This is a genomic window from Janthinobacterium sp. 75 (assembly GCF_004365495.1).
In the GTDB taxonomy this organism is placed as follows: Bacteria; Pseudomonadota; Gammaproteobacteria; order Burkholderiales; family Burkholderiaceae_D; genus Janthinobacterium.
The window spans coordinates 228,189-250,990 of sequence record NZ_SORD01000002.1; the positions used below are offsets into that span (position 1 = coordinate 228,189).

General features: G+C 63.6%; 28 protein-coding genes. 9 read left to right on the forward strand and 19 right to left on the reverse strand.

Annotation, left to right across the window (positions count from 1 at the left end):
• Positions 1–2: 2 nt before the first annotated feature.
• Positions 3–608 carry an FMN-dependent NADH-azoreductase gene (locus tag C8C89_RS25370; RefSeq protein WP_133993857.1) on the reverse strand — a complete coding sequence of 202 codons (606 nt, stop codon included), beginning with the start codon at positions 606–608 and terminating at the stop codon, positions 3–5.
• Positions 609–742: 134 nt separating this feature from the next.
• Between C8C89_RS25370 and C8C89_RS25375 the strand changes: the two genes are divergently transcribed.
• Both C8C89_RS25375 and C8C89_RS25380 read left to right on the forward strand, forming a co-directional pair.
• Positions 743–1,657 carry a LysR family transcriptional regulator gene (locus C8C89_RS25375; protein WP_133993859.1) on the forward strand — a complete coding sequence of 305 codons (915 nt, stop codon included), beginning with the start codon at positions 743–745 and terminating at the stop codon, positions 1,655–1,657.
• Between the two features lie 106 nt (positions 1,658–1,763).
• Positions 1,764–1,991, forward strand: a complete 228-nt coding sequence (locus C8C89_RS25380; protein ID WP_133993861.1) for a hypothetical protein — start codon at positions 1,764–1,766, stop codon at positions 1,989–1,991.
• Between the two features lie 11 nt (positions 1,992–2,002).
• Here the strand turns inward: C8C89_RS25380 and C8C89_RS25385 are convergent, their stop codons facing one another.
• From C8C89_RS25385 to C8C89_RS25415, 7 genes are all read right to left on the reverse strand, one after another.
• The gene (locus C8C89_RS25385) at positions 2,003–2,314 is read right to left on the reverse strand and encodes a MerR family transcriptional regulator (RefSeq protein WP_099665182.1); all 312 of its coding nucleotides are present in this window, start codon (positions 2,312–2,314) and stop codon (positions 2,003–2,005) included.
• Positions 2,315–2,317: 3 nt separating this feature from the next.
• Positions 2,318–3,238: a DnaJ C-terminal domain-containing protein gene (locus C8C89_RS25390; RefSeq protein WP_101484198.1), complete on the reverse strand. Its 921-nt coding sequence runs from the start codon at positions 3,236–3,238 to the stop codon at positions 2,318–2,320.
• 132 nt (positions 3,239–3,370) lie between these two features.
• Positions 3,371–4,051, reverse strand: coding sequence for a beta/gamma crystallin-related protein (locus C8C89_RS25395; RefSeq protein WP_133993863.1), 681 nt, complete (start codon positions 4,049–4,051; stop codon positions 3,371–3,373).
• Positions 4,052–4,211: 160 nt separating this feature from the next.
• Entirely contained in the window at positions 4,212–5,195 is a 984-nt protein-coding gene (locus C8C89_RS25400; RefSeq protein WP_166674910.1) for a beta/gamma crystallin-related protein, read from the reverse strand.
• A gap of 102 nt (positions 5,196–5,297) precedes the next feature.
• A complete protein-coding gene (locus C8C89_RS25405; RefSeq protein WP_243858417.1) occupies positions 5,298–5,495 on the reverse strand; it encodes a beta/gamma crystallin-related protein in 198 nt (65 codons plus the stop codon).
• A gap of 17 nt (positions 5,496–5,512) precedes the next feature.
• Positions 5,513–5,785 carry a beta/gamma crystallin-related protein gene (locus tag C8C89_RS25410; protein ID WP_133993869.1) on the reverse strand — a complete coding sequence of 91 codons (273 nt, stop codon included), beginning with the start codon at positions 5,783–5,785 and terminating at the stop codon, positions 5,513–5,515.
• 179 nt (positions 5,786–5,964) lie between these two features.
• A complete protein-coding gene (locus C8C89_RS25415) occupies positions 5,965–6,624 on the reverse strand; it encodes a beta/gamma crystallin-related protein (protein WP_133993871.1) in 660 nt (219 codons plus the stop codon).
• A gap of 190 nt (positions 6,625–6,814) precedes the next feature.
• Between C8C89_RS25415 and C8C89_RS25420 the strand changes: the two genes are divergently transcribed.
• The 3 genes from C8C89_RS25420 (at position 6,815) to C8C89_RS25430 (ending at position 11,477) form a co-directional block, all read left to right on the forward strand.
• Positions 6,815–8,209: an MATE family efflux transporter gene (locus tag C8C89_RS25420; RefSeq protein WP_133993873.1), complete on the forward strand. Its 1,395-nt coding sequence runs from the start codon at positions 6,815–6,817 to the stop codon at positions 8,207–8,209.
• A gap of 18 nt (positions 8,210–8,227) precedes the next feature.
• Entirely contained in the window at positions 8,228–9,067 is an 840-nt protein-coding gene (locus tag C8C89_RS25425) for a PhzF family phenazine biosynthesis protein (RefSeq protein WP_133993875.1), read from the forward strand.
• 199 nt (positions 9,068–9,266) lie between these two features.
• Entirely contained in the window at positions 9,267–11,477 is a 2,211-nt protein-coding gene (locus C8C89_RS25430) for a S9 family peptidase (RefSeq protein ID WP_133993877.1), read from the forward strand.
• Between the two features lie 73 nt (positions 11,478–11,550).
• Here C8C89_RS25430 and C8C89_RS25435 read toward each other — a convergent pair whose 3' ends face one another.
• The 3 genes from C8C89_RS25435 to C8C89_RS25445 all read right to left on the reverse strand — a co-directional run bounded on the left by C8C89_RS25435 (position 11,551) and on the right by C8C89_RS25445 (position 14,673).
• Positions 11,551–11,736, reverse strand: coding sequence for a CsbD family protein (locus tag C8C89_RS25435; protein ID WP_101484190.1), 186 nt, complete (start codon positions 11,734–11,736; stop codon positions 11,551–11,553).
• Between the two features lie 164 nt (positions 11,737–11,900).
• Entirely contained in the window at positions 11,901–12,533 is a 633-nt protein-coding gene (locus C8C89_RS25440) for a class I SAM-dependent methyltransferase (protein ID WP_133994173.1), read from the reverse strand.
• 70 nt (positions 12,534–12,603) lie between these two features.
• Positions 12,604–14,673: a M13 family metallopeptidase gene (locus tag C8C89_RS25445; RefSeq protein ID WP_133993879.1), complete on the reverse strand. Its 2,070-nt coding sequence runs from the start codon at positions 14,671–14,673 to the stop codon at positions 12,604–12,606.
• 255 nt (positions 14,674–14,928) lie between these two features.
• On the opposite strand from C8C89_RS25445, the gene C8C89_RS25450 reads away from it, so the two are divergent.
• Positions 14,929–15,180, forward strand: a complete 252-nt coding sequence (locus C8C89_RS25450; protein WP_243858419.1) for a flagellar protein FliT — start codon at positions 14,929–14,931, stop codon at positions 15,178–15,180.
• A 419-nt stretch (positions 15,181–15,599) separates the two neighbouring features.
• On the opposite strand, the gene C8C89_RS25455 is transcribed toward C8C89_RS25450, so the two are convergent.
• On the reverse strand, positions 15,600–16,730 hold the full coding sequence (locus C8C89_RS25455; RefSeq protein ID WP_133993883.1) for a hypothetical protein: 1,131 nt from the start codon (positions 16,728–16,730) through the stop codon (positions 15,600–15,602).
• Between the two features lie 172 nt (positions 16,731–16,902).
• Between C8C89_RS25455 and fumC the strand changes: the two genes are divergently transcribed.
• The 3 genes from fumC to C8C89_RS25470 all read left to right on the forward strand — a co-directional run bounded on the left by fumC (position 16,903) and on the right by C8C89_RS25470 (position 19,025).
• Positions 16,903–18,297 (forward strand): class II fumarate hydratase, encoded by a 1,395-nt coding sequence (gene fumC / locus C8C89_RS25460; protein ID WP_133993885.1) that lies wholly within the window; start codon positions 16,903–16,905, stop codon positions 18,295–18,297.
• A 96-nt stretch (positions 18,298–18,393) separates the two neighbouring features.
• Positions 18,394–18,615, forward strand: coding sequence for an RNA-binding S4 domain-containing protein (locus C8C89_RS25465; protein ID WP_035825476.1), 222 nt, complete (start codon positions 18,394–18,396; stop codon positions 18,613–18,615).
• A gap of 125 nt (positions 18,616–18,740) precedes the next feature.
• Positions 18,741–19,025 carry a hypothetical protein gene (locus C8C89_RS25470; RefSeq protein WP_101484186.1) on the forward strand — a complete coding sequence of 95 codons (285 nt, stop codon included), beginning with the start codon at positions 18,741–18,743 and terminating at the stop codon, positions 19,023–19,025.
• A gap of 4 nt (positions 19,026–19,029) precedes the next feature.
• Here the strand turns inward: C8C89_RS25470 and C8C89_RS25475 are convergent, their stop codons facing one another.
• From C8C89_RS25475 to C8C89_RS27560, 7 genes are all read right to left on the reverse strand, one after another.
• On the reverse strand, positions 19,030–20,655 hold the full coding sequence (locus C8C89_RS25475; protein ID WP_133993887.1) for a DUF692 family multinuclear iron-containing protein: 1,626 nt from the start codon (positions 20,653–20,655) through the stop codon (positions 19,030–19,032).
• Between the two features lie 17 nt (positions 20,656–20,672).
• Positions 20,673–20,975 (reverse strand): DUF2282 domain-containing protein, encoded by a 303-nt coding sequence (locus C8C89_RS25480; protein WP_101484184.1) that lies wholly within the window; start codon positions 20,973–20,975, stop codon positions 20,673–20,675.
• A 298-nt stretch (positions 20,976–21,273) separates the two neighbouring features.
• Positions 21,274–21,474, reverse strand: coding sequence for a YjfB family protein (locus C8C89_RS25485; RefSeq protein WP_034759798.1), 201 nt, complete (start codon positions 21,472–21,474; stop codon positions 21,274–21,276).
• Positions 21,475–21,531: 57 nt separating this feature from the next.
• Positions 21,532–22,056: a molybdopterin-guanine dinucleotide biosynthesis protein B gene (gene mobB, locus C8C89_RS25490; protein WP_101484183.1), complete on the reverse strand. Its 525-nt coding sequence runs from the start codon at positions 22,054–22,056 to the stop codon at positions 21,532–21,534.
• Between the two features lie 117 nt (positions 22,057–22,173).
• A complete protein-coding gene (locus tag C8C89_RS25495) occupies positions 22,174–22,389 on the reverse strand; it encodes a hypothetical protein (RefSeq protein WP_133993889.1) in 216 nt (71 codons plus the stop codon).
• A complete protein-coding gene (locus C8C89_RS25500; protein WP_133993891.1) occupies positions 22,364–22,564 on the reverse strand; it encodes a hypothetical protein in 201 nt (66 codons plus the stop codon). Before C8C89_RS25500 ends, C8C89_RS25495 begins: the two co-directional genes overlap by 26 nt.
• Positions 22,565–22,613: 49 nt before the next feature.
• Positions 22,614–22,742, reverse strand: coding sequence for a hypothetical protein (locus C8C89_RS27560; protein WP_279587415.1), 129 nt, complete (start codon positions 22,740–22,742; stop codon positions 22,614–22,616).
• Between the last annotated feature and the right edge of the window lie 60 nt (positions 22,743–22,802).

Below are 22,802 nucleotides of genomic sequence, written 5' to 3' on the forward strand. Positions count from 1 at the left end.
GTTCAGGTGGCCAGGGCCTCGATCGAGGCACGGCCCCTGGCAATCGCGCTGGCGACGGCATCCTCGCCCATGGCCACGCCTTCGGCTTGCACGAACTCGATGTCGGTAATGCCGATGAAGCCCAGCGCCGTGCGCAGATAGGTGCTCAGGTAGTCATACGCGGCACCGGGGCCTGCACTGTAGACGCCGCCGCTGGCCGTGAAAATAACAGCTTTCTTGCCCGTGGCCAGACCGACGGGGCCGGTCGCCGTGTACTGGAAAGTGCGGCCCGCGCGCGCCACGTGATCGATCCACGCCTTCAGGGTCGAAGGTACGGAAAAGTTGTACATGGGCGCGGCCAGCACCAGCACGTCGGCGGCCAGCAATTCATCGACCAGGGTATCGGACAATTGCACCGCCGCTGCTGCCTGCGCGCTGCGCTGCGCTGCCGGCGTGAAGAAGGCGCCCATCACCTCTTCCGTCAGGTGCGGCACGGGCTGCGCGGCCAGGTCGCGCTCGACGACGCTGGCCCCTTGGGCGGTCAGTTTCGCCACGAATTCGCCGGACAATTGGCGCGACAGGGAACCGCCGTTGCGCACGCTGCTATTGATGTACAAGACCTTGCTCATGAATTGCTCCTATGGATATGGATGACGGGATGGGCCACGTCGCAGCCCTTGCACACAGCATAGTTCGGGTCTACCATCGATGAAACCGTATAAATATAAATGTTTAGCATCGAAATTTTAGATAGGGAGTTCCCATGAGAGAACCGGGCCAACCTTCGCTCGACCAGTTGCGCGTGTTCGTCGCCGTCATCGACGCGGGCGGCTTCGCCCACGCGGCGCGCCAGCTGCACCGCACGCAGTCGGTGATCAGCTACACCATCGCCAACCTGGAAGAACAACTGAATGTGGTGCTGCTCGACCGCGGTAAGCGCAAGCCCACCCTGACGGATGCGGGCAAGGCCCTGCTGGCCGACGCGCGCGCAGTGGCCCTGAAGGTGGACGGCATGCGCGCGCGCGCCAAGGCCCTGGCCGGCGGGCTGGAGGCGGAAGTGTCGGTGGTGGTCGACGTCATGTTTCCCACTTGCGTGCTGGTGCGCGTCCTGGAATCGTTCCAGGCGCAGTTCCCCACCGTCGCCCTGCGCCTGCGCATTGAAGCCATGGGCGCCGTGGCGCAGCTGGTGATGGATGGCAGCTGCCACATCGGCCTCGGTGGCTGGATGACGGCCACGGCCAGCGTCTTCGAGCGCCTGGCCGTGGGCCACGTGCGACTGATTCCCGTGGCCGCGCCCAGCCACGCGCTGGCGCAGCTGGAAGGGCCGATTGCCTCCAACGTGGCGCGCGAACACGTGCAGCTGGTGCTCAGCGACCGCAGCGACCTGACGCAGGGCCAGGATTTCGGGGTGCTGGGATTGCGCAACTGGCGCCTGGGCGACCTCGGTTCCAAGCATGCCTTGTTGCGTGCGGGCCTGGGCTGGGGCAACATGCCCGAAGCGATGGTGCGCGACGACCTGGCAGAAGGCCGCCTGGTACACCTGCCGCTGGCCGTCGACAAGGGCGAGAGTTATCCGATTTACCTGATCCAGCGCGCCGACACGCCGCCCGGCCAGGCGGGCAAGTGGCTGACCGAGCGCTTTGCGGAGCAGCTGCCGCTGCTGGCGCAAGGGTTTTAGAAGCGCTCGGGGACGGGTATCATGCCTGAGCAAACCCCAAACAACTGCTGGGGTCAGACCCGTCGGGTCTGACCCCGATTTCAGACACAACCTTGAAGAGATTCACATGGCCGGCATCGACGACTTCGTCAACAAACAAAAACCTGGCGCGCGCTTCGTCATCACGGCGCAGATGCTGCGCATGACGCCGCAGCAATTCGACTCGCTAGCGCAGGAATGGATGGAAGACGGTGGCCCAGGCTTCGACGTGGCCGGCATCCCGCACCGGGTGGTCGTCGACCGGCAGTTTTATATAGCCAGGCTCACCGTGACACGCCACGGCGAGCCGGCATAAGGGCTCATGGTCTAATCGACGCCCAGCACGTGCAGGCGGCGCCGCAGGCGCGCCACTTCTTCCGACAAATCGACCACCAGCGCGGCCAGTTCGGCGTTCGCATCGAACACGGATTCGATTTCGTGCAGACGGCGCGCGCGCACCAGATCCAGGCTGGTGAAGCGCCAGGCAGTCAGCTGCCCCGCTGGCGGGCCATTTTGCAGCAGCACACCCGTCTGCACATGCTGCACCACCCAGTCCGGCTCCACGGCGCAGGCGCGCGCCAGTTCCTCCAGGCTCAGGGCACGATCTTCGAGCAGTTCGCCAATTACCTTGTTTGTCATGATTTACCCTCCCAGCTTCTGGCGCGGATTGAAAGCCATCTCGCGCGCCATGGTTGCATACAGTTCGCGCGCCTTGTCATCGTTCGCCGGCGGCAGCACCACTTCCAGCAGCAGATACAGGTCGCCCGGCTGGGCGGCGGGAATGCCACGCCCTTTCAGGCGCAGCTTGCGCCCCGTCTGCGAATTGGGCGGCACGGTGACGGCCACCGTACCCGATGGCGTGGGCACGGCAATTTCGCCGCCCAGCGCCGCTTCCCATGGCGTGACGGGCACCGTCTCGAACACGTCGCGCCCTTCCACCTTGTAGCGCGCATCCGTCTGGAAGCGGATTTCCAGATACAGGTCGCCGGCCGGCGCACCGCCGCTGCCCGGGTTCCCTTGCCCCTTCATGCGCAGCTGCTGGCCCTCCGTGACGCCTTTCGGTATCGTCACTTCCAGGGTGCGCTCGCGCGTCACCACATGGCCCTGCGCGTCAGCTTCGGGCATGCGCATGACGATGTGGCGCTTGGCGCCGTGATAGCTGTCGTGCAAATCGATGGTGATGGCGGCGTGGCTGTCCTCGCCCTGCATCTGGAAACTGCCGCCGGCGCGGCGGCGCCCGCCCACGTGGGCAAACAGGTCGGCAAAGAAGTCGCTGTCGTCGGCTCCCGAGGATTCGTAGCCCGAACCCCAGTCTGGCGGCGGACGGAAGGGCTGGCCCTGCGCGCCCTGGTTGCGGCCCAGTTCATCGTAGGCGGCGCGCTTTTCCGCGTCGCCCAGCACGCCGTAAGCTTCATTCAGGGCCTTGGTGCGCTTGTCGGCGTCCGGCTCCTTGCTCACGTCGGGGTGGTATTTGCGTACCAGCTTGCGGTAGGCCTTCTTGATCTCGGCCTCGGTCGCCGTCTTTTCGACGCCAAGCTCCTTGTAGTAGTCCTTGTATTCCACCGTGCTTGCTCCCCATGGTTGAACTGCCTATGGGAAGAGTACACGAATTGGCGGCGACATAGCGTGCGCACAATACAACAGCGCCCGCGGGACACAGGTCGCGCGGGCGCTTAAAGTGGCAGCGAAAAAAGCCTAGCGCACGCGGCGCAGCGAGGATATGCGGCGTTCGAGGCCACCGTGCAGGCGGCCGTAGCTGCCTGGCCCCATTACCACGCAGCGGCCACGGAAGTTGGCATCGACGCAGAATTCCCAGCGGCCGTAGTTGACGACGATCGATTCGGCGCGGTCGTTGAAGCCATAGCGGCTCAAGTCGCGCACTTCGCGGTCCAGGCGCACGGGCCGGCCGCGCATGCCGGCATCAGGAAACATCAGCACGGCGCCATTCATGTCGGGACGGTGTCCGCCGCCATGGCCTGGATAACCGGGATGAGGACGCTCCGGCTCCGGACGCGGAGGGCGCGGCGGATAGGGACGGTGATCGCCGCCGCCATGGCCCGGGCGGCCCACTTCGCGCACGGAAGAAACGGCGTCGTTCATGCCCGGCATGCTGTCGTAGCGGCCAGGCTGCAGCACACGGCAGTTGCCCCGGTAATTGGCGTCCTTGCACACTTCCCAGGTGCCCGAGCGCACGATGATGCTGGAGGTCTTGTCGTTAAAGCCCATGCGCGACAGGTCGCCCATATCGGAACGCAAAGTGACCGGGCGGCCCCGGAAACCGGCGTCCTCGAACAGGGTGATTTCGCCCGCGGATGCGGCAAGGGGGGCGAGGAAGGTGGCGGCGCACAGCAGCGCGGGGCGGAAAGATCGAACCATGACAACTCCAATACTGTTTACATTTTCGCCAGTGTAGTCCGGGCGGCAGGCGGCGAGTGTAACAAAGAGCAAGCAAATGTCAGCGCACGGCAGCGAATGTAAAAACCGCCCGGCGGGATCAACCCGGCAGGCGGCCTGTCAGCATGTGTGCTGGAGAAAATCAGCGCACGCGGCGCAGCGAGGAAATCTGGTTTTCCATGCCGTTCAGGCGACCATATTCGCCCGGCCCGATCACTTCGCAGCGGCCATGGAAATTCGAATCGCTGCACACTTCCCACTGGCCCTCATTGACGACGATGGACGAGGCGCGGTCATTGAAGTTGTAGCGCACCAGGTCTTCCGCATTGCGGTCCAGCGCCAGCGGTTCGCCGCGCATGCCCGCTTCGGGGAACAGCAGGACGGCGCCGCGCTGCTGGTACTGCGGCTGCTGGTACTGCGGATATTGCGGCTGTTCATACTGCGGCCGGTCGTATTGCTGCTGGCGCCGCGCTTCGCGCTCGTCGACCATGCGCGCCGACGAGACGCGCCCATCGAGGCCGCGTCCAAGGTCGTCGTGACGGCCGGGGCCGAAGATGCGGCACACGCCGTTATAGTTCGAATCGCTGCACAGCTGCCAGTAGCCGTTATAAACGACGATGCTGGTGGTGCGGTCGTTGAAACCGATATTGACGAAATCGTCCGTGTCGCGGTTCAGCCGCGCCGAGCCGCCATTCTGGCCTGCGCCCGAATACACTTCCAGGGTGCCGCCACGGCCATAGCCGCCGCCATGCCCCCGGTCGGGATCGCGCCCAGGGCGCCCCGGATTGTTGCCATCGCCGCGGCCCGACTCGCGCACCGAACTGATGGCGTCGTTCATGCCCGGCATCGAACGGTATTCGCCCGGCCCCAGAGTACGGCAATTGCCGCGAAAACCGGCATCGGTACACACATCCCAGGTGCCCGAACGCACCAGGATGCTCGACACCTTGTCGTTGAATCCAAAGCGCGACAGATCGTCCGTCGTCTCGCGCAGGTTCACTGCGCGGCCACGCAGATCAACGTCTTCGAACAGGGTGATATCGCCTGCATGGGCGGCCGCATGGGCGCCCAGCGAAAGCAGCAAGGTGGCCGCGCATGCCAGCGTGTGTTTGAAAGGGCCCGTCATGATTAACTCCATTCTTCATTCTTTGGTGATGATTTGCCTGGCTGTTGCGCCAGGATGCTAGTGTAACAAATACAAGGCCACGGCAAAGGCCCGGTCATGCGCTCAGTAGAGGCGGCGCAGCGAGGAAGCGCGCTTGTCGAGCGCCGTGTTCAGCACTTCATGCTTGCCCGGCCCCATGCGCTCGCAGCTGCCGTTGCACTGCGAGTTCGTGCAGACTTCCCAGGTGCCTTCGTTGATGGCGATGGATGTAGCCTGGTCGTTGAAGTTCAGGCGTACCAGATCGCTGACGTCGCGGTTCACCTGCAGCCCCCGTCCCTTCAGTAACGCGCGGCCATATAGCACCACCAGTCCCGCGTCATTTCGCGGACGGTTCTCCTCTCGCACACTTCCCAGCTGCCCGAATCGACCTGGATGCTCGAGACGGTGTCATTGACATTGACGCGCGACAGGTCATCCCTCGTCTCGCGCAAGACCACCACCCGCCCCTTGAAATTATCCTCGGTGTACAAGCGGATCTCGCCCGCCTGCGCGGCAAAATGGACAAATAGCGAACTGACGCACAGCAGAGCAAAGGCGAACGGGCGATTCATGGAGCGGTCTCCGGCGGCGGCAAAGCCAAGTGATCGACATGACAACTGATGTCAGTGTAGCCATCCGTAGAAAAAACGGTGTAACAAAGTATGGGAAAAGCACAATAAATTGTTACCAAAAGCAATAACAAGCCCTGCGAGAGCCGGTTATTGCCATTTGGCGTACTAACTGCCCCGCATCAGCGCACTTCGCGCACCGACGAGATGCGGTTGCTCATGCGTTCCAGGCTCGCGTACTCGCCGGGACCCAGCGTGCGGCAGCGGCCGCGGAAGCCCACGTCCTCGCACACTTCCCAGTACCCGGCGCGCACGCGCACGCTTTGCGCCGTGTCATTGAAGTCGCGTTCGCGCAAGTCGGCCGCGCCATTGCGCACGCTCAGGCTGCGGCCGACGAAGTCGTCGCGCGTGTACAAGGTCAGTTCGCCGCCCAGCGCGCGGCCCGGCAGATGGCCGCGCTCGCGGCCACGATCCCGGTGTTCATTCCAATCTCGCTCGCGCTCCCGGTCCCGCCCACGGTCCCAGCCGCCGCGCACTTCGCGCAGCGACGTGATTTTGTTGGCGCGGCCATCGAGCGAGGGATAGTCGCCCGCTTCGAGCAGGAAGCAGTCGCCGCGGAAATCGGCTTCCTCGCACGCTTCCCAGCGGCCCGAGCGCACGCGGATGCTTTGCGTCGTGTCGTTGAAACGAACGTCTTCAAGGTCTGCGACGGCGTCGCGCACGGTCTGCGAGCGGCCGTGATAATCGTCGCGCGAATACAGGGTCAGTTCGCCGGCGCCGGCCAGCTCGGCCGTCATGGCGGCGCCCAACAACAGGGCGCAGTTCAAGGCTTTCTTCAACATGGTCTTACTCCATAGTCAGGATAATGCGGTGTGACTATTTGGTCATTTTGCCAAATAGAGCGCGCAGTCTATCCGCGACTGGCCCACTTAGCTGTAACAAATGATTACCGCGCCCGGGCGTCAGGAATGCCTCGGCGGACAAACACGGCGAATGCCAGTAGAATGTTGTGTTTAGTTAAGGTTGCCGCCTATGCCACACACCACCTCGTTCACCCTGCCTGCCGTCCGTACTGAAATTTCTTCGCTGTGGAAGCTGGCTTGGCCCATCCTGATCGGCCAGCTGGCCACCGTCGGCATGGGCGCGGCCGACGTGGCGATGACGGGGCATACGAATCCCGAAGAACTGGCGGCCGTGTCGCTGGGCGCGGCCATCTGGTCCATCGTGCTGGTCACCGTGAGCGGCATCATGATGGCGATCAATACCCTGGTGGCGCATGAAATCGGCGCCGCGCGCCACGCCCAGGTGCCGCACATCGTGCGCCAGTCGCTATGGAAAGCGCTGCTCGTGGGCCTGCTGGCTTGCCTGCTGACGAACATGGCGGCGCTGGTGTTCGACCACCTGATGCTCGAACCCGCCGTCGCGGCCAAGGCCAAGCTGTTCGTGCACATCATCAGCTGTGCGCTGCCGCCGTTCGCCGCCTACCGCGCGCTGTACGGCTACAGCACCAGCATCAACCAGACCAAGCCCGTGATGGTCATCGCGCTGGCCGCGCTGGGCCTCAATATCCTCGTCAACTACCTGCTGATCTACGGCCACTGGGGCATGCCGAAGATGGGCGGCGTGGGCTGCGCCGTGGCCACCACCTGCTGCGTGTGGATGATGCTGCTGGCCATGCTGGTCTGGATCAGGATCGCGCCCGCCTACCAAGCCACGTATCCATTCACGCATTGGGAATGGCCGCAGCTGTCGTCCATCGGCCCCATGTTGCGCCTGGGCCTGCCCATCGGCGTGACCTACTTTGCCGAAGTGAGCGCCTTTGGCGTCATCAGCCTGCTGGTGGCGCGCTTCGGCGTGATCCAGGTGTCGGCGCACCAGATTGCCCTGAATTTCTCGTCCGTCGTCTTCATGGTGCCGCTCACCTTCGGCATCGCGCTGGTGACGCGCGTGGGCCATGCCGTGGGCGAAGCCAATCTGCGCCGCGCCCGCTTCATTTCGTGGGTGGGCGTGGCCATGTCGCTGACGGCGGCCATCGTGTCGGCCACCGTCATCACTGTCTTCCGCCACCAGATCGCGCAAGCCTATACGTCAGATCCGCAGGTGCAGGCCCTGTGCGCGCAGCTGCTGCTGTTTGCCGCCCTGTTCCAGCTGTCCGACGCCACGCAAGTGGCCACCTCCTGCGCCATCCGCGGCTACAAGGTGACGCGCCAGCCCATGCTGATCCAGCTGCTGGCCTTCTGGGGCTTCTCGCTGCCGATCGGCTATGTGCTGGGCCTCGCGCCGGCCGGTTTCCCCTGGTCGCCGGCCGAGCCGATGGCCGCTGCCGGTTTCTGGATCGGCCTGGTCACGGGCTTGACGGTGGCTGCCGTGCTGCTGACCTGGTATTTGAACCGTTTGTCGCTGCAACGCCTGCGCGCCGCCCGATAAACCAACAAGGAAACCGCCATGCCGCAACAGCGCCCCTTCCGGCAAGTCGATGTCTTCAGCACGATGCCTTTCTTGGGCAATCCGCTGGCCGTGGTACTCGATGCGAATGGCCTCGATGACGCGCAGATGCAGGCGATCGCGCGCTGGACCGGCCTGTCGGAAACCACCTTCGTGCTGGCGCCGCGCGATCCCGCCGCCGATTACCGCGTGCGGATTTTTTCGCCCGAGATGGAATTCCCGTTCGCCGGCCACCCGACCCTGGGCACGGCGCACGCCCTGCTCGATGCGGGCATGCGGCCCAAGGGCGCGCGCATCGTGCAGGAATGCGGCGTCGGCCTGGTGCAGATAGAACGCGGCGCCGGCGGCGTACTGGCGTTCCAGGCGCCGCCCTGCACCACGCGCGCGCTCGCCCCCGCGCTGCTGCCGCTGCTGCAAACGGCGCTGGACGACGCGGCGGTCGCTGGCGGCACTGTCGTCGACATGGGCATCCGCTGGCTGTGCGTGCCGCTGCCAAGCGCCGCGGCCTGCCTGGCCATCCATGCCGACATCGCGGCCCTGACGGCATTGCTGGCCGCGTCAATGGCTGACGGACTGGCCCTCTATGGCGCGCACGGCGCCGGCGGGCCGGCCGATTACGAAGTGCGTGCGCTGCTCAGCGAGCACGGCGCACTGGTTGAGGATCCCGTCACGGGCAGCGCCAACGCCTGCATCGCGCACCTGCTGGCGGGCGCCGACTACCGCGTGCGCCAGGGCACCTGCCTGCAGCGCGACGGCCGCGTATCCGTCAATTTCCGCGATGGCCACGCCTGGATAGGCGGCGCATGCCTGACCGTGATAGAAGGTACGATATTGGCCTGAACCAAGTAAAGTGCCATGGAATGGGCGGCTGTTGGATATTTTTGACGAAGGAAATACGGCCAGGAACGTCTTATTCCGTGGCCGGGGCTATCGCATAAACAGGCACGCTCTGGTATCGTCTTACGCTTAGGCAACGCTCGATCCTGCCTGCCCTGTTTGGCATGCAGCGTTATTCATTCTTCCAACTACCGAGACATCCATGCGTTTTATTCTTTGTTTTCTGGCCGCGATGGCCAGCGTTCCCGCATCGGCTGAAAAGCTGACCCTGGAACGCATCCACGCCGATCCGGCGCTGGCCGGCCCCGGCGTGCGCAACCTGAAGGTCTCGCCCGATGGCGAGCGCGTCACGTTCCTGCGCGGCCGCGCCGACAACCAGTTCCATCTCGACCTGTGGGAATTCAAGCTCAAGGACAAGAGCACGCACCGCCTGATCGACTCCAAGGCGCTGGTGCCGAATGAAACGATTTCGCCCGAAGAGCAGGCGCGCCGCGAACGTGAGCGCACGGCCAGCCTGAACGGCATTCTCAGCTACAGCTGGTCGCCCGATGGCAAGCAGCTGCTGGTACCGCTGGCCGGCAATCTGTACCTGGTCGATGCGGCCCACCCGGACAAGGCCCGCCTGGTCGCCAAGGGCAATGTACTGGACCCGAAAATTTCGCCGAAAGGCCGCTATGTGTCGTTTGTGCGCGATCAAAACATCTTTGTGATCGACCTCAATACGAACAAGGAACGCCAGCTGACCACGGATGGCAAGGGCACGATCCACAACGGCGAAGCCGAATTCGTGGCGCAGGAAGAAATGGGCCAGCGCACTGGCTACTACTGGGCACCCGACGACAGCGCCATCGCGTATAAACGCTACGACGAAGCACCCGTGCCCGTCGTGCGCCGCTTTGAAATCTTCGCCGACCGCACCGACGTCGTCGAACAGCGCTACCCTGCCGCCGGCGACCCGAACGTGCTGGTACAGCTGCTGATCGTCTCGCCGGAAACGGGTGCGCAACGCCAGGTGGACCTGGGCACGAACGCGGACATCTACCTGGTGCGCGCCGACTGGAGCGCGGACAGCAAGTCGCTGGTATACCAGCGCCAGTCGCGCGACCAGAAGACCCTCGACCTGGTCGCCGTCGATGCAGCGACGCTGGCGCAGCGCACCCTGCTGACGGAAACGGCCAAGACCTGGGTCAGCATCCATGACGACCTGCGCTTCCTCGCCAACGGCCAGTTCCTGTGGTCGTCCGAGCGCACGGGCCGCAACCATTTGTACCTGTACGACATGAGCGGCAAGCTGCTGCACCCGGTCACTTCCGGTGAATGGGGCATCGACAGCGTGCTGGCCGTGAACCAGAAAACCGGCAAAGTGTATGTGTCGTCTAACCGCGACGCGGTGATCGACAAGCAGACCTACGCTCTGGCGCTGGACGGCAGCACCGCCGACAAGCCGCAGCGCGTGACGAAAGCGGACGGCTGGCACGACACGACGTTCTCGCGCAATGGCGAAGTGTTTGTCGACACCTATTCCGACCCGGCCACGCCGCCGCAGGTAAGCATCCACCGTCCTGACGGCGCCATGGTGGGCTGGCTGGAAGAAAACGCGCTGAACGCGAGCCACCCGTACGCCAGATACAAGGCGGACCACCTGCCGACGGAGTATGGCACCCTGAAAGCCAACGATGGCCAGACCTTGTATTACTCCATCGTCAAGCCGTCGAACTTCGACGCGAGCAAGCGCTATCCCGTCTACCTGTCGACGTATGGCGGCCCGCACTCGCAGCACGTGGCTCGCCGCTGGGGCAATAACTTCGATCAGTATATGGCGCAGCAAGGCTTTGTCGTCTTCCGCCTCGATAACCGGGGCTCGTCGCGCCGCGAGCGCGCGTTCACGGACGCCATCTATCACAAGCTGGGCGCAGCCGAAGTGGCCGACCAACTGGTCGGCATCGACTGGCTGGGCAAGCAAAGCTTCGTCGACGCGAAGCGCATCGGCGTGTTCGGCTGGAGCTATGGCGGCTTCATGACCCTGCGTTTGCTGTCGGCAGCCTCCGACAAGATCGCCATGGGTGTTTCGGTAGCGCCCGTGACCGACTGGTCGCTGTACGATACCCACTACACGGAGCAATTCCTCGGCATGCCGAAAGAGAACGTGGAGGGCTACAAGGACAGCACCGTGTTCGCCCACCTCGACGGCTTGAAGTCGCCGCTGCTGCTGGTGCATGGCATGGCCGACGATAACGTGCTGTTCAGCAACAGCACGCGCTTGATCGACGCGCTGGTGAACCGCGGCGTGCAGTTCGACCTGATGACGTATCCGGGCGCCAAGCACGGCATCTCGTCGCGCGCGGGCCAGCGTCACGTGTACAAGAAAATTGAAATGTTCTTCAAGCAAAACCTGGCCAATCCAGCGAAATAAGTTTGACCAGCCTCAAATAAAAAACCGCCGCCTGTCTTGCGACAGGCGGCGGTTTTTTTATGCGTACGGCAAATTACGGTTTGCGCGTGATGGTGTCGACTGCATCTTTCACATCGCCGACCTTCTTCTGCACTTTGCCTTCGACCTGGTTTGCCAGGCCCTTGGCTTGCTGTTCTTCGCTGCCGACGACTTTGCCAGCGGCTTCCTGGATTTTACCGCCGACTTCCTTCAGTTTACCTTCGACTTGATCTTTGTTCATGATGGATCCTCACTGTAGTTGGTGCATCTGTTGTCCGGCCCATCAGGGCCGGGACTGCGGCTCACACGCTGTTGCAAACTGCTTCATGCGTGTCGATGTGTCCATAGTACCCAGGGAAAATCAAAGGCTCTGTACGGTTCCTAACACAGCGCCGACATCATCGATTACGCGCCCTTGCGCCAGACAGTGGCCAGCCACGGCTGCTGTTCGCGCGGCAAGCCCGGTGGACGGTAATACTGTTCGATCAGGGTAAAACCGGCCGCCTGAACGTAGGCGGCCCACCTTGCTTCGTCGTGGTAGCTGCCATAGCGCGCGCCATTCCAGCCTTCCTCGTTCTGGCCGCGCGGATTCGAGCTGAACAGTACGCCGCCCTCCTTCAGGCACGCGTACAAAGCACGCAGCACGCCGGGCAAGACGGCGCTGGGCACGTGGAACAGCACGGCATTCGCGAACACGCCGTCGAAGTGCGCAGCGGGGAGCTCGAGGTCGACGAAATCCTGCTGCCATACGGTGCAGCCGCTGTAGGCGCGCGCCATCTCGACGAAGCGGGGGCAGCCATCGACGCCCGTGGCATGGTGGCCCATGGCCGTGAACGTCTTCAGATCGCGGCCAGGGCCGCAGCCCAGATCAAGGATCGCCAAGGGCGCGGGCCTGTCGATGGCGGCCAGCAGCGCGTTGATGTTCTGACTGACGTCGTGGTCGCGCGTGCCTTCAAAAAACTGCTCGGCACTGGCGTCGTAATGGGCCAGGGTGCGGCCCGTGATGGCGTGGATGGGGTCTTGCGGCGGGGTTGGCATCATGGCGGTCCTATCGATATGTTCCCCCATTTTACGGTGCCAGCGCGCTACGCGCTGGCACCGGCCATGACTACCAGACGCGCACGCGCTGTTCCGGCGCCAGGTACAACTGCTGCCCCGGCTTGACGTCGAAGGCCGGGTACCAGGCGTCGAGATTGCGCACGGTGGCGGCACGGTATTGCGCCGGCGCATGGCCATCCGTGAGGATTTGCTGGCGCGCCGCCGCTTCGCGCGCCTTGCTGCGCCAGCTGACGCCGTAACCCGTGAAGAATGCGCGGTCCGCGCCCGGCTGCGCCGGCTTGCCTTGCTGCGACAAGCTGAACGCGTCATGCGCGGCCGCCACGCCAGCCAGATCGGCCAGGTTTTCGCTCAGGGTCAGCTGGCCATTCACGGCCAGATCGGGAAACGGTTTATAGGCCGCGAACTGCGCCACCAGTTGCTGGGACGCCGCCTGGAAATGCGCCAGGTCGGCCGGTGTCCACCAGTCGCGCAGCTTGCCCTGAGCGTCGAACTGCGCGCCCTGGTCGTCGAAGCTGTGGCTGATCTCATGGCCGATGGTGGCGCCAATGCCGCCATAATTGGCCGCGTCGGAGGCTTGCGGGTCGAAGAAAGGCGGCTGCAGGATGGCAGCTGGGAAGTTCAGCGCATTTTGCAGCGGCAAGTTGACGGCGTTGACCAACTGCGCCGGCATGGCCCAGGCCTTGCGGTCAGGCGACTGGCCCAGCTTGGCCAGTTCCTGCTGGTAATGATACTGCTCCGCCCGCTGCACATTGCCCAGCGCGTCGCCGCGCACCACGCGCAAGCCCGCATAGCTGGCCCAGCGTTCCGGATAGCCCACGCCCACGTACAGGGTCTGGAGTTTCTCCTGCGCCTGCGCCTTGGTGGCCGGCGCCATCCAGTCCAGCTTGTCGATGCGGCGCGAGAAGGCAGCGACGATATTGCCCACCATGTCTTGCACGCGGGCTTTCGATTCAGGCGGGAAATAACGCTCCACGTACAGCTTGCCGACGGCGTCGCTGAGGGCCGCGTTCGTCGCCGCCAGCGCGCGCTTGCTGCGCGGTGACTGCTGCGGCGTGCCGCTCAGGGTGCTGCCGTAAAAGGCAAAACGCTGATCGGCGGCCGCCTTCGGCAAGGTGGTGCTGAAATGGTTAATCGCGTGGAAAGCCAGGAAATCCTTCCAGGTCGCCAGCGGCACGCTCGCCACCAGCGCCGCGCTGCCCTTCATGGCCGTCGGGTGCCAGACGATGAAATCGGTCTGCCTGCCCAGGCCTGCAGCCTGGAAGAAGGCTTTCCAGTCCAGGCCAGGCGCCTTGCTGGCGAAGTCGGCGGCGCGCCACGCGTTGTTGCCCTTGGCGACATCGGCCGACTCTTCGCGGCTGGCGTGACTGGCGGCAATTTTCTGCTCCAGCGCAAACACGCGCGCGGCGCGGGCTGGCGCATCGCTGTAACCAGCCTGCTTGAGCATGGCGGCGATATGCGCCTGGTAGCCAGTGCGCAAGCCCTGCATGCGCGCGCTGTCGTCCTGGTAGAAGGCGCGGTCGGGCAAGCCCAGCCCGCCCTGCAGCAGATAGGCCACATTGCGCGTGGTGTCGTTCAAGTCTTGCGCCACCCACAGGCCAAACAGGTTTTCCGTATAAAAATTGGTAGCATTGAGCGGATCGACATCGGCGCGCAGGCTCTCGCCCAGCGCGCGTGCCAGTCCCGCCTGGTCGCGTATGCCATCGATCTTGCTCAACAAGGGCTTGATCGGCGCCCAGCCTTTCGCTTCGATGGCCGATTCATCCATCCAGGAACGGTAAAAATCGCTGACCTGGCGTGCGGATGCATCCGCCTGCGGCGCCGCCGCCAGGCCTTCGACGAGGCCGATGATGCGCTCGTTGGTCGAGTTGGCGAGGATGGCGAACGAGCCCCAGCTGCTGCGGTCGGCGGGAATCTCCGTGCTGCGCAGCCAGTCGCCATTCACGTAGTCATAGAAGTCGTCGCCGGGCGACGCCGTGGCGGCAGCGGGGACAGCGGCGCTGGTGGCCGCTTGCTGGCCATGCGCTTGAGCCGGTACATAGGCCACGGTGGCGCCGGCCAGGGCGAGGGCGATGGCAGCCTGGACTGGAGTCCGGGACCAGGAAAAACGCAAACCGTGCATGGCGATCCTTTCGATGAAAATAAGCAAAATCATAGCCTGAGAATCATACCTTTTTCGCATGCGGAACAACGGCTCGGCGGGAGATTCCGGCAGCCAGCCACAACCATCCAAATTATTTTCACTTTTTTTTCAAAAACACCCTCAAGTTCCCGCTGAACCTGCCGCTAATCTAGACAAGCGGTAATCCATTCACTAGTTACGGGTGTGCTCATGACCTCCAACGACGTTCTCTCGATGTATGAAAATATTGCAGGAATGACCAACAAAATGGTCGTCGCCGCACGTTCGAGCGACTGGGATGGCTTGGACACCCTGGAAAACCAGTGCGCCAGCGCCGCCAGCACGACCATGACGGGCAAAGTGCCTGCCCTGGCCGGCGCTACGCGCCAGCGCAAGATTGACTTGCTCAAGCAAATCCTGGCCAATGATCGCGAAATCCGCGCCATCACGGAACCGTGGATGACGCAACTGCCGAACGCCATGCAGGGATCGCGCGCCCGCATGTAGGTCAACATTGCCGCGCCAGAAACAACAAAAGCACCTGTGGGTGCTTTTTTTACGTCTGCCGCCGTGCCGCGGAGCGCTGCATTTGCGGCGTCCGAAAAGCAAGGAAGGGGAATTTGGAAGGCGAGCCCCAGGTATCTCCTGGCGTCGCCTCGCTGCCGGTTGCATCCGGCGTTCGCGAGCACATCGTCGGCATCGCAAACCGCTTCCAGACCCAGGCGTTTATGCAACGCTACACCTGTTTGCCGCGCCACACTATCGTTGGTGACTGCGCCAGGCTGGGACTGTTTTATCGTAGAGCAAGTCCACTGAATTAATCATATCACCATCTTTAAGAAATAGGCAACACGATAGACAGGCACTTTCTATCTTTTTTCAATATCTTTTTTTATATCAAATCTGGGCGCGGCCTTGCAGCAGCGTTAACGCGAGAACGGCTCCGCTTCCGCCTCGGCCGCGTCCTCTTCCAGCGCTTCCGTCAGCACCGGCACATCCTTCTTCTTGCGGCTGAACGGTTTGCGCAGCAAGACCCAGTATTTCGACGGCGTGCCCGCCCCCACCGCTTGCCTGCGCTTACGCACGGCATACACGACGAGCGCCGTCAGCAGCAGGAAGGCCAGGGTGCCGATAAGCAGCCACATCAAACCATTGCCGCCCGCTTTCTTTTCCTTGTCGGCTGCCGGCGCCGCGTGCAGGGGCTTGGGTTTGGCATGCGGCGCTTCCGCCACAGCCGGTATGGCAGCCGGTGGAGCGGTTGGTTCGGTGACGACGGGCAGCGCCAGCGCCTTTTGCAAGGCGCCGATCTTGCCCTCCAATTCGCCGAGCTTTTCATTCAGGGCCGCGTTTTTCTGGTCCAGCGCCACGCATGCTTGCGCCTGCTCCATATTGGCCTGCGGCGCGCAGGCTGCCACGGGCGCAGTGGCGCGGCGCAACGGCGCCGGGCGCAGCGCCGGGGCAGATGGCATGGGCGCGACGGGCGGCGGCACAAACACGCGTGCCGGACGCACCAGGCCCTCGGCGCGCGCGCGGGCCGCCAGCGCGGCGGCATCGGCCGGCGGCGCGCCGGGCATCGCGCGCGGCAGTGGCTGTGCCAGCGGCACAGGCACGGGCACAGGAATGACGGGCCTGACTGGCGCACTGGCGACGGCCGGCGGTGCTGGCGTCAGCCACAAGGTGCCCAGGCGCACGACGGCGCCGCTACCATTGCCCAATAATAAATACAGATGGACGTGGCCTGCCTGGATCGCTTGCCGGGTAGCCACACGCACATACTGCCGCCCACCCCGCTCCAGCGGGCTGATCGTCAAGGTTTGCAGGGCCGGGTCCATGCTGATGCCGCCACCCCGGTACACATCGGGCGAGGCCAGGCGCACGGCCACGCCGCTGGCTTCCTCGGGCGCCAGGGCGGTCAATTCGATCTCCGCCAGCAGGGGCTGGCCCACATGGGACAGCACCGCCATCTCGCCCAGTTCGGCCGCCATAACAGGCGCCAAGGCCAGGCTGGCGGCGGCGCAAGCGATCAGGGACCAACGGGGAACAATGCTGCTTTGCATGGACTGATCGCTTTGATAACAAGATAAATAAGGGGAACTCGTCTGTCTTTAACGGCAGGAAATCGCAAAAATATAGATGGGCCATGGCAAAAATGATGCAATACAGCATCATCCTGTGTCTTTTGGACGCCTGGAGTACACTCGATCCACCTCCATCGATGAAAGGGATGCCATGAGTAGCAGAATCGAACGCGACAGTTTCGGCCCGATCGACGTACCCGCCGACCGGCTTTGGGGAGCGCAAACGCAGCGCTCGCTTGAGCACTTCCATATCTCCACGGAAAAGATGCCGCCCGAACTGATCGCCGCCCTGGCCACCGTCAAGCGCGCGGCCGCCCACGTCAACCTGGACCTGGGATTACTGGATGGCAAGAAAGCCATCGCCATCACGCAAGCAGCCGACGAAGTACTGGCAGGCAAGCATGACGCTGAATTTCCACTGGCCGTCTGGCAAACGGGCTCTGGCACGCAAAGCAATATGAACATGAACGAAGTGCTGGCCAACCGCGGTTCCGAGCTGATCGGCGGCTTGCGGGGAGAAGAACGCTTGCTGCATCCTAACGACGACGTCAACCTGGGCCAGTCCTCGAATGACATTTTCCCTACAGCCATCCATGTGGCGGCCGCCCTGGCCGTCGCCAATACAGTCTTGCCGCCGCTGCGCCAGCTGCGCGCCACGCTCGACGCAAAAGCCACGGAGTTTGCCGACATCGTCAAGATCGGCCGCACCCATTTACAGGATGCGACGCCGCTGACCCTGGGCCAGGAATTTTCCGGCTATGTGGCGCAGCTGGACTTTGCCGAGCACATCATCGCGGCATCGTTGCCGCCGCTGCTGCAACTGGCCGCCGGCGGCACGGCCGTGGGCACGGGCTTGAATACCCACCTGGAATTTGCGGACCGCATCGCCGCGGAACTGGCGCGCCTGACGGGCCAGCCGTTCGAGACAGCCAGCAACAAGTTTGCTGCCCTGGCCGCCCATGATGCACTGGTGGCTGCCCATGGCGCGCTGAAAACCCTGGCCACGGCCCTGATGAAGATCGCCAACGACGTGCGCTGGATGGCCTCCGGCCCCCGTTCCGGCCTCGGTGAAATCACCATCCCCGAAAACGAGCCGGGCAGCTCCATCATGCCGGGCAAGGTCAATCCTACCCAGTGCGAAGCACTGACCATGCTGTGCTGCCAGGTGTTTGGCAACGATGTCGCCATCACGGTGGGCGGCGCCTCGGGCAATTTCGAACTGAACGTCTTCAAGCCCCTGATCGCGCACAACTTCCTGCAAAGCGCGCGCCTGCTGGGCGACGGCATGCGCAGCTTCGACGAGCATTGCGCACACGGCATCGCGCCGAACCGTGGTCGCATCGCCGAACTGATGGAGCGCTCCCTGATGCTGGTCACGGCGCTGGCGCCCCACATCGGCTACGACAAGGCGGCGCAAATTGCAAAGCAGGCCCAGCACGAAGGCTCGACCCTGAAGGAAGCGGCACTGGCCCTGGGCTTTGTGACGGAAGAGCAATTCAGTGCATGGATCGTGCCATTGGAGATGACGCGACCCAACAAAAGTTAAAGCTCAGCCTGCATTATCCCTGGCTTCATGTAAACTATGACCTTAGTTGATGCCGTCACCAAGTGTTTAAAACACATCATTGCAATAAGGGATACAATGCAAAAAGTAAGCTTTGATTTAACATCCGAGTTCGTCGAGCTGAACCAGCTGTTGAAGCTGGTGGGCTTGTGCGACAGTGGTGGCGCTGGCAAGGTCATGGTCGATAGCGGCGTGGTGAAGGTCGATGGCAAGAAGGAATTGCGCAAGACTGCCAAGATCCGCGCCGGTCAGGTCGTCAGCGTGGGCGATATCCGTATCACGGTCGTCGCTCCTGTCTGACGCCGGCATGGGGCGCGAAAGCAGCCCCATGCGTCCAGCCAGCATGCCTGCCAGCCCGGCTGCCCGGATCAAGCTGCAACATGTCGTTATTGTCATATAAATATCGATTGCAGAAGGGAAGCGCCATGGACCATCCCGAACAAGGTACGCGCAGCCAGGAACGCCTGATCGGCGACTTGCGCCAGGTGATAGAAAACGCGGAAGAATTACTGCGTAACACAGACAAATACACTAGCAGCCTGTACCAGAGCGCGCGCGCCAGGCTGGAACTGGCCCTCGTCGCGGCCATTGCCGAACTCGCCCGCTTCGAAGAAGAGCAAGTGACGCGCATGATGGACGCCACCCTGGCCGCAAATGCCCTGTACCGCGATCAGACGGGCGAAGCGCGCGTGCTGCGGGCCTTCGAGTAGGCCATTACGCTGCAAGCACCGCATGCGCCAGCCACTGGCGCAAGTGTGCCGCCAGGTCAAATGCCGGGTCCTGCTCGAATGCCACGTCGAGCGCGGCGCCAAACGTTTTTCCTTGCTGCAAGGCCAGCAAGGCCGCGTGCGCGGCCGCATCCACTACCTGCACCTGCGGCTTCCAGCGCGGCCGACATACCAGCACCCAGCTCGCCACCTGCATATCCTGCGGAAACATCCCCTGCCCCTCACCCTCCTGATGCGCCTGCCACAAGGCCGCCACTTGCCAGTTCGATGCCAGCAAGGCGCAAGCGGGATGCAAGGTAAAACGGCGCACTTCCAGCTGATCAGGATGCAAGGCGGCCAGCGACTTGGGCGCCAGCGCCTGCGCATCGGCCGCGTAATGGGCAAGGTGCACGGCCCATTCAAGGCGCGCCATGTCCGGCAAATAGGGGAATGCGGCCACAGGCGGGAAAGCAGCGAGAAAATCGGCGAAACGGGCGCCAAACTGGTTCAAATCCGCGCTATCGGATGGCATCTTCCGGCCATACGCGCGCGCCAGGCCAGCAAAGAAATCCTCGCCTACCAGCGCCAGCACGACAGGATATGCCTGACCCAGGGTGCGGCGCCAGGTGGCGCTCACATTGCCACGATACAGTGCAAAGCGCTCCTGCACCGCCGTCCCCGCGAAGGATGGCAGGGCCGCCACGGGATCAAACAGGGCCGTGGCAAAAGCTTGCTGCTGCTGCGCCAGTGTTTCGGCGGGAGCGGCAGTGGCGGCCGGCGGCGCCGCCGCTCCCTGCCATGGCGCCTGTGGTGCATGACGCGCCAGCATGGCCTGCGCCTTGTCCGCCTCACCCAACAGGATATCCAGCGGCGGCAAATGCGTATCCCATTCGACCAGGGTGGGCACGGCGCCAAAGCGCAGCAGCGCGGCCGCATACAAGTCCCAGACGGGATCGGCGACGGCGGCGCCATGGTGGTCGATCACGGCCTGCGGCGTCAGCAGATGGCCGCCCAGGTGCAGTTCGCCCACGCTGCCCGGCGCGATGGCTTGCATGGCTAGCAGGGCATCTTCGCCGTGGTTGCACTGGTTGACATACAGGTTATTGATATCGAGCAGCAGTCCACAGCCGCTGCGACGCGCCAGCTCCGCCAGGAATTGCGCCTCGCTCATGGCATCGTCGGCAAAACGCAGGTAAGTGGATACATTCTCCAGCAAGATCGGCCTTTTCAGCACATCTTGCACCCGCCCCACTCTTGCGCACAACAAATCCAGGGCGGCGCCATTCAAGGCCAGCGGCAACAGATCATTGAGTTGCTGCTGCGCCACGGCGCCCCAGCACAGGTGTTCCGACACGAGGGCCGGCTCGACGCGCTCCACCACGCCGCGCACGCGCTGCAAATGGGCCTCGGAAAAGCCCCGCGCGGAACCCAGGCCAAGGCCCACGCCATGCAGGCTGAGCGGGTAATCGTGGCGCAGGGCACACAACACATGACTATCCCAGCCCGACGGCTGCAGATAATTTTCGGTATGCACTTCCAGCCAGCCCACGCGAGGCCGGCGCGCCAGGAAGTCGCGGTAGTGCGCGGCGCGCAAGCCGACGCCGGCGCCGGCAAGCGCGGGAACTGGCGGCATGGGCAGGCTGCGGACGCTTACGGTTGGGTGGCTGGCTTGGCGGCCTTGCCGGCCTTGATGGGCTTGACGGAGCCGCCCGCCTGTTCGCACGTGCCCTTGGCAACATAGGTCCATTCCGTAGGCAAGTTGTCTGCCTCCGCCTGGCCCGCGCAGGAATGCGCGCCGTCGGACGAGGCGCAATCGTTCTGCCCTGCCTTGGCGACGCCGTAGCATTTTTCCTTGTCGCCAGGGGCGGGGCCATCGTGCGCGGCAGCATGGACGGTGGTGCCGGCACAGAGGCCCGCGAGGGCGGCGGCGATGAGAGCTTGACGTTTGTTCATGGATAATCCTCTTGCATGGGTCAAAGTAATCGGTAAGTCACCAGTACATCAGCGGCAAATCATGGCACGCCGCAGACTGCACGATGGACAACGCGCGCTAATGCACATCATTTTACTGAATCGGCCGCGCCATGGCGAACCATGATCAATGAGTTCATTTGACAGGTGCGGGAAAGATGGCGGAAGGAAGGCAGGAAGGCACGCAAGAAGGCAAACAAAAATGCCCACGCGCCGCCGTCGGCGACGGTGGTGTGGGCATGGTAATGGCGAGCGCCGGACTGGCGCCGCGGGACTGCGCTCAGGCTGTCGTGTTGATGCGGTTACCGAGGTGAGCCGGCAGGCTAGGCGCGGCCTGTATCGGTGGCAGGGCTGCCAGCAAGGCTGTGGCAGTCGAGCTTTGGATATCCTGGGCTTTTTTCAGGACAGTCAAGCCGACGGCTTGCCGCGTGCCTGTCTCCGCCATCGTAGTTGATAGTTGAGCAATGCTTCCGACGTCCATACGTTTCTCCAATGAGGTTCTACCCTTGTTAACGGATGCTGCCGGCAAACCTTTAGCTTATTTTTCCAGCCTGTGCAGCAACCATGCCAGCACGTGCTCGCGTACATTCAAGTCCAGCCATTGCACGCCCTCGCGCAGGTCGGCCGGCGCCGGGCTGTCGGAGGCGACGGCGATCACATGCGGATCATGCGGATACAGGGGCGCCTGCCCCACTTCCGGGCGGAACACTTCCAGCTTGGGGATGGGGTCCGTCTTGAAACCCTCCACCAGGGTCAGGTCCGCCGGCCCCATGCGGCCCAATTGCTGCGCCAGGCTAGGCTCGGGCGCGCCGCGCAGCTCATGCACGATGGCAAAACGATACGGCGACGCCACCAGCACTTCGGCCGCACCGGCCAGGCGCAAGCGGGCGCTGTCTTTTTGCGGCGGCTCCAGCGCCAGGTCATGGTGGCTGTGCTTGACCAGGTTGACGCGCAAGCCCCGCGCCGCCAGTTCCTTCACCACAAATTCCAGCAGGGTCGTCTTGCCGCTCCCGGAACGGCCGATCACCCCCAGTACCGGGTGGGTGGGCATCGCATCGTGCATGGTCACTCCTTGATTGAGAAGGAATGATTATACGCAGCCCCACCGGCGCCAGCGCCTGTCGCGAGCGCGTGCGGATTTTCCGCCACTCCCGGCATTAGCGGGAGCCAGCTTGCCACCCTACCGCCAGCACCGGCCCGCCGGCCGGGGCGCTGTCTTGCCATGCGCCAACTGCGCATTCCTGGCCGGGCGCGCCACATGCCGCTGTGCGGCGATCACACCCGCTTCGGCCTCCGATTGCACGGGCGCGGGGGCAACGGCAGCCAGCTCGCCCGCCAGCGCCAGCGGGGCGAAGTCCTGCGCCAGGAAATCATTGCACGGGCAAATTGTCCCCATTGCAGTAACCGAGCACCATATCGATGTCGGAATCCCCCGGATGCGTTTGCCCATAGTCGCCGATGAAGCCGCCGTTATTGTTTTGCAATTGCTGCGCCAGCGACAGGCCCGTATGCGACGGGTCTTGCTGCGGAGCGAAGGCCGTGCGCCGCACATGGTGCACGGGGTAAGCCACGCCCGCATGCACATTGGCATGGCTGGCCCGGCGCGCCCGCCTTCCAGGCTCAGGTAGCCGAGGATGTGGTCGAACGAGCGGTTTCCATCATCAGCACGACGATCTGATCGATACGCGCCATCTTTCCCAAGCCAGTCGCATCAAGAACACTCTCACCAGCAGTGGTGGCAGCAATCATTGCAGCTCCCCGACCGCGCACACGGTCGCAGCGACCCTGGTTCGAGCAGGCCAAGCCAGT